General features: G+C 75.1%; 1 protein-coding gene. It reads right to left on the reverse strand.

Going from position 1 to position 2,475, the window contains the following annotated elements; all coding sequences use genetic code 11:
- Positions 1–2,475: beta-ketoacyl synthase N-terminal-like domain-containing protein (locus tag AB0L74_RS34750; RefSeq protein ID WP_365661597.1), on the reverse strand; the 2,475-nt coding region annotated here is incomplete at both ends.

Consider the following 2,475-nt stretch of genomic DNA (forward strand, 5'->3'; position numbering starts at 1 on the left):
GCGAAGAGGGCGGGCTGGGCGTACTCGGTGCGGTCCAGCAGCGCGGCCTCCGCCGTGCCCTCGGCCGCGAACAGTACGTCCTTCAGCGGGCGCGGGAGCAGCGGGTCGAGGTGGGCGCAGACCTCGTCCAGGGCCTGCGCGAAGACGGGGTAGGCGGCGGCGAGTCCGGCGCCCATGCCGACGCGCTGGGCGCCCTGGCCGGTGAAGAGGAACGCCAGCCGGCCCTCGGTGACGGTCCCTTCGACCGGGGCGTCGCCCGCCGCCACGGCCCGCAGGCCCGCCAGTACCTCGTCGCGGTCCGCGCCGACGACCGCCGCGCGGCGCTCCAGCTGGGCTCGCTTGGTCGCCAGCGCCACGGCCATGTCCGCCGGGCGGGGGGCGTCCTCGCCCTCCAGCAGCTCCACCAGGGCCTGGGCCTGTGCCTTCAGCGCGTCGGCCGTACGGGCGCTGAGGGTCACCGGCAGCGGCGGCGCGGACGGCGGCTCCGTCCCCTCCGGCTCCGGCTGCCGGGGGGCCTCTTCGATGATGACGTGGGCGTTGGTGCCGCTGATGCCGAACGAGGACACGCCCGCGCGCCTGGGCCGCTCGCTCTCCCACGGCCTGGCCTCGGTCAGCAGCTCGACCCGGCCCGCCGACCAGTCGACCTTCTTCGACGGCTCGTCCACGTGCAGGGTCCGCGGGAGCACCCCGTGCCGCATGGCCATGACCATCTTGATGATGCCGGCGACACCGGCGGCGGCCTGGGTGTGGCCGATGTTGGACTTGATGGAGCCGAGCCACAGGGGGCCGTCCTCGGGCCGGTTCTGGCCGTAGGTGGCGATGAGGGCCTGTGCCTCGATGGGGTCGCCGAGGACGGTGCCGGTGCCGTGCGCCTCCACCGCGTCGATGTCGGCGGGGGAGAGGCGGGCGTTGCCCAGCGCCTGGGTGATGACGCGCTGCTGGGAGGGGCCGTTGGGGGCGGTGAGGCCGTTGCTGGCGCCGTCCTGGTTGACGGCGGAGCCGCGGATCACCGCGAGGACCTGGTGGCCGTTGCGCCGGGCGTCCGACAGGCGCTCGACCACCAGCACGCCGACGCCCTCGCCCCAGCCGGTGCCGTCCGCGCCCTCGGCGAACGAACGGATGCGCCCGTCGCTCGCCAGTCCCCGCTGCCGGCTGAAGTCGATGAAGGTGTCCGGCGTCGACATCACCGTCGCGCCACCGGCGAGGGCGAGCGAGCACTCGCCGCCGCGCAGCGCCTGGATCGCCCAGTGCAGCGCCACCAGCGAGGAGGAGCACGCGGTGTCCACCGTCACCGCCGGGCCTTCGAGGCCGAGGGTGTACGAGACGCGGCCGGAGGCGACGCTGCCCAGGCTGCCGTTGCCGAGGTAGGCGTCGACGCCCTCGGGGACGGGGGAGTCGCCGAGGCGCGAGGCGTAGTCGTGGTACATGATGCCGGTGAAGACGCCGGTGCGGCTGCCGCGCAGGGCGTGCGGGTCGAGCCCGGCCCGCTCCAGGGCCTCCCAGGACGCCTCCAGGAGAAGGCGCTGCTGGGGGTCGGTGGCGAGGGCCTCGCGGGGGGAGATGCCGAAGAACTCGGCGTCGAACTCCGCCGCGTCGTGCAGGAAGCCACCCTCGATCGAGTAGGTCTTCCCGGGCGTGCCCGGCTCCGGGTCGAAGATCTCCTCGACGTGCCAGCCGCGGTCGGCGGGGAACGTCGAGACGCCGTCCCGGCCCTCGGCCAGCAACTCCCAGAGCTCTTCGGGGCTGGTGACGCCGCCGGGGTAGCGGCAGCTCATGCCGACGATCGCGATGGGCTCGTCGGGCTCCGCGCCGGACGGCGCCACGGGGATCGCGGGCGCCGCCGGGGCCGCGTCGCCGAAGAGCGTGTCGTCCAGGTGGTCGGCGAGCGCCTGCGGCGTCGGGTAGTCGAAGACGAGGGTGGCGGGCAGCCGCAGGTCCGCCTCCTTGTTCAGCCGGTTGCGCAGCTCCACCGACGACAGCGAGTCGAAGCCGATCTCGGTGAAGGCCCGCTTGGGGTCCACGGCGCTCGGGCTGTCGTGGTGCAGCACCCCGGCGACATGCGTACGGACCAGGTCCAGCACCGCGCGTGCGCGCTCCGCGGGGTTGAGGCCACCGAGCCGGGTCGCGAGCTGCGGACCCCCGGCCGCCGGCGCCGCCGTGTGCGCGGTGGGCCTCGCGGCGGCGGGACGGAGGTTCGCGGTGAGCGGCTGGACGGGGTGCCGGGGGTTGATCCGGACGGGGAGCAGCGCCGGGTGACGCGTGGTGAGGGCGGCGTCGAACTGGGCGAGGTTCTGCGCGGTGGTCAGGTGGAGCAGCGGCCCGCTGTCGAGCCGGGCGAGGTCGCTGCGGGTGAGGCCGGCGGCCATGCCCTGGCCGGTGTTCCACAGGCCCCAGCCGAGGGAGTGGGCGGGCAGGCCGTGGGTTCGGCGGTGGTGGGCGAGGGCGTCGAGGAAGGCGTTGGCGGCGGCGTAGTTG

Source organism: Streptomyces sp. NPDC052020 (assembly GCF_040680575.1).
Classification (GTDB): Bacteria; Actinomycetota; Actinomycetes; order Streptomycetales; family Streptomycetaceae; genus Streptomyces.